Raw genomic sequence first — 3299 nt, forward strand, 5'->3', positions numbered from 1 at the left:
TGACGGTTTCATAAAGCCATAGGTTGATCATCACGTACATGACAAACACTGGCAAAGTGCCTGTTCAGGGCAACAGGTAGGCCGGATCGGGCGCGGATGCCTGGCNAGAGAGATGGGTTTCATTCAATTTTTCCTGTAGTTGGTAGTAGTGGCAATCGAGGGTAGTTATCGCTCCCCCATCGATTCCTGGAGCGTCTTGGCGATGGGCTTGACCAAGAAGGACAGGACGGTTCGGGTGTTGGCCTTGATTTCGACGGTAGCCGTCATGCCAGGCTTGACGTGGATGGCGCCAGATTTCTCGCCCTTGAAAACCGCGTCGTCCAGAGCGATGTGGACCCGGTAGTACGGCACGGCGCCCTGGCGTGTCTCGTCCAGCAAGGTATCGGGACTGACGTAGACGACATGCCCGTTGAGGGTGCCGTAGATGGAATAGTCGTAGGCATCGAGCTTGACGTTGGCCTGCTGGCCGACCTTGACGTAAGCGGAGTCGGCCGTGGAGACCTTGACCTCGACGATGAGGTTGTCCACGGGCAGGATTTCCATGACCACGTCACCTGGACGCACCACGCCGCCAATGGTGGTGACACGGATGTTCTTGACCACGCCATCGGCCGGCGCCTTGAGCTCGGTATGCTCCAGCACCTGGCTGCGGTCTTCGAGCTGTTCGCGCTGGGTGTTGAGGTCTTCCTGCACCTTGGTCATATCCACCAGCGCTTCCTGGAAATACTTGTTGCGCTTGTTGTTGATCTGGGCGCGGATGTCGGCGACGTTGCGCTGCAGACGCAGCACGTCGGCACGACCGACGTCGCCGGTCTTTTCCAGGTTGCGGTTCATCTCCAGCTCCTGCGAGGCCAGGCCGAGCATGTCGTTCAAGGCTTGCAGGTCCTGGTCGATCAGCGTCTTGCGCTTGATGTACAGGTCTTTCTGGTTGGAGATGTATTCCTTGTAGTCCAGCAGGTCGGAGTCGAAGACCAACGGCTGGCCATACACTTCGGCGCGCAGGCGGGCCAGGCTGATGCGCAGGGCGGCCACCTTGGCGCGACTGTCGTTGAGCGAGGTCTGCACGCGATCCTGCTCCAGCACCATCAACAATTGGCCCTGCTTGACGGCTTCGCCTTCCTTGACCAGGATCTGCTTGACCGGGCCGCCATCAGGCGCCTGCACCGACTGCGTACGGGAGACAGCGATCACCTGACCCTGGGCGCGGGTGACCTGGTCGATCGGGCTCACGGCGGCCCAGACCAGCAGCAGGACCACGCTAAGCATGGACAGGCGCAGCATCCAGCGCGCCGAGACCAGGGGGTTGTGGGAGTTGTTTTTCTTCATGTTCAATGTCATGGTCATGGCCGGCCTCACGCAGTCACACCGGGTACGCCGGTATTGGTGCTGGGCACTTCACCGCGCAGGCGAGCCAGGACGGCGTCACGCGGGCCGTCGAGCACGATGCGGTTGCCCACCACCACGATGACGCGCTCGACCATGGGCAGGAAGGCAGGCTTGTGGGTCACCACGACCAAGGTGCGACCACCGTTGATTTCTTCATTCAGTACGTTCAGGCAGTGACGTTCCAGGTCTTCATCCATGGAAGCGGTGGGCTCGTCGAGCAGGAAGATGTCGGGACGGCACAACAGCAGTCGGGTGAAGGCCACCAGTTGGCGCTGGCCACCGGAGAGGCCGCGTCCGCCCTCCTGGATCGGCAAGTCCAAGCCCTTGGGATGGGCCGAGACCAGGCGCAGCAGGCCGGTGCGTTCCATCACCTGGCGCAGCACTTCGTCGCCGGGATCGGGCAGGCCAATCAGCAGGTTTTCGCGCAGGGTGCCGACGAACAGACGGTGGTCTTGCTGGAGATAGCCGATGTGCTGGTTCAGCGTCAGCCGGTTGATGTTGGACAGATCCAGACCATCGAGCAGGATGCGGCCCTGTTGCGGTCGGTAGAGCCCGGACAGCAGGCGCAGGATGGTGGATTTGCCGGCCCCGATCGGCCCCAGGATGGCGACCCGCTCGCCGGCCTTGATGGTGAGCTGGTCGATGGTCATGGCGTTGAGCAGGCTGCCGGCGTAGGTGAACTTGGCTTCTTCGACGCGGAATTCGCCGCGCAGGGTGTCGGGCGTCAACTGACGGTCGCTGCCCTGGTCGGTCTGCAAGGCATAGATTTTTTCCAGGCCGGCCAGGGTGACCCTTGTCGGACAACGCACGCAATTCTACATCACGACCGTCCCCTGCAAGTGTCAGGTTGACGTGTATGTCCGGTGGCGGCAACACCGGATCGCCCTTTTCGGGCCATTCGACGATACAGACGGTGTTTTCGTTGAAATGTTCACGAAAACCGGCATCAAGGAATTCCTCCGGGCTGGACATGCGGTACAGATCGAAGTGGATGACTGTTACCATGCGCCCTGCGAACAATACTTCATAAGGCTCCGCCAGCGTGTAGGTCGGGCTCTTGACCCGTCCCTGGTAGCCGGCCGCATGGAGCAGGGCGCGCGTGAGGGCGGTCTTGCCGGCCCCGAGGTCGCCGTGCAGGTAGATCGCCAGACCCGGCGCCAGCACCTGGGCCAGGTCGGCACCCAGGCGCGCGGTGGCGGCTTCGTCGGGCAGGTGGAGATGGAGTCGCTGCATACTTTTTTAGCTCATTCTGAATCACTGGTTCAACATTCAACGCTTCATGTCCGCTCACACCGTTCCTGTCGATCTGGCGGCATTGATCATGGTGGCCTGGAAGCTGCCCACGCCGGGCACCTCCAGCGTATCGACCACATTCCCGGTGGGGAACATGGCACCGCCTGCACCTTCTTCTTCGGCGGCGGGGTCCATGAACTCCAGTTGCACCTCGGCCGCGGGGAAGGTCACGCCATCCAGTTCGAAGTCGCCGGTTTCCTGCACCTGGCCGCCACGCATCGGCACGTGGGCCACGATGGTCTTGTCGATGTTGGCTTGCCAGATGGTGATGACGGCCACGCCATCCTGCGGCAACTTGGACGGATCCACCAACCCGGCGGAAATTGCGAAAGGCCCGACGGCGGCCGACAGGTTGCCGCAGTTGCCGCTCCAGTCCACGAAATCCTTGTCGATGGAGACCTGGCCGAACAGGTAGTCGACGTCATGGCCAGCACGCTCGCTGCGCGCGATGATGACGGTCTTGCTGGTGCTGGAGGTGGCGCCGCCCATGCCATCGATCTGCTTGCCGTAGGNATCGGGGCTACCGATCACCCGTTGCAGCAGCTTGTCGCGGGCACGGCCCGGGACGCGAGCGGGTTCGGGCAGGTCATCAAGCTTGAAGAAGACGCCCTTGCTGGTGC

Annotated in this window: 2 protein-coding genes and 2 pseudogenes; all 4 read right to left on the reverse strand. The window is 62.1% G+C overall.

Annotated elements, in window-relative coordinates; all coding sequences use genetic code 11:
- Nucleotides 1-165: 165 nt before the first annotated feature.
- The gene (locus tag I5W_RS10550; protein ID WP_017454705.1) at nt 166-1326 is read right to left on the reverse strand and encodes an HlyD family efflux transporter periplasmic adaptor subunit; all 1161 of its coding nucleotides are present in this window, start codon (nt 1324-1326) and stop codon (nt 166-168) included.
- A gap of 26 nt (nt 1327-1352) precedes the next feature.
- The gene (locus I5W_RS10555; RefSeq protein WP_252716986.1) at nt 1353-2036 is read right to left on the reverse strand and encodes an ATP-binding cassette domain-containing protein; all 684 of its coding nucleotides are present in this window, start codon (nt 2034-2036) and stop codon (nt 1353-1355) included.
- Between the two features lie 136 nt (nt 2037-2172).
- Nucleotides 2173-2619 (reverse strand): annotated as a pseudogene (gene tsaE / locus I5W_RS29705) (tRNA (adenosine(37)-N6)-threonylcarbamoyltransferase complex ATPase subunit type 1 TsaE); the annotation flags it as partial.
- Between the two features lie 66 nt (nt 2620-2685).
- Nucleotides 2686-3299 (reverse strand): annotated as a pseudogene (locus tag I5W_RS10560) (PrpF domain-containing protein); the annotation flags it as partial.

This window comes from Herbaspirillum sp. B65 (genome assembly GCF_000333555.1).
GTDB lineage: Bacteria > Pseudomonadota > Gammaproteobacteria > Burkholderiales > Burkholderiaceae_D > Herbaspirillum > Herbaspirillum rubrisubalbicans.

Coding starts and splice junctions, on each gene's coding strand:
- I5W_RS10550 (WP_017454705.1), bottom strand. CDS start 1,326: ATGAAGAAAAACAACTCCCACAACCCCCTGGTCTCGGCGCGCTGGATG.
- I5W_RS10555 (WP_252716986.1), bottom strand. CDS start 2,036: ATGACCATCGACCAGCTCACCATCAAGGCCGGCGAGCGGGTCGCCATC.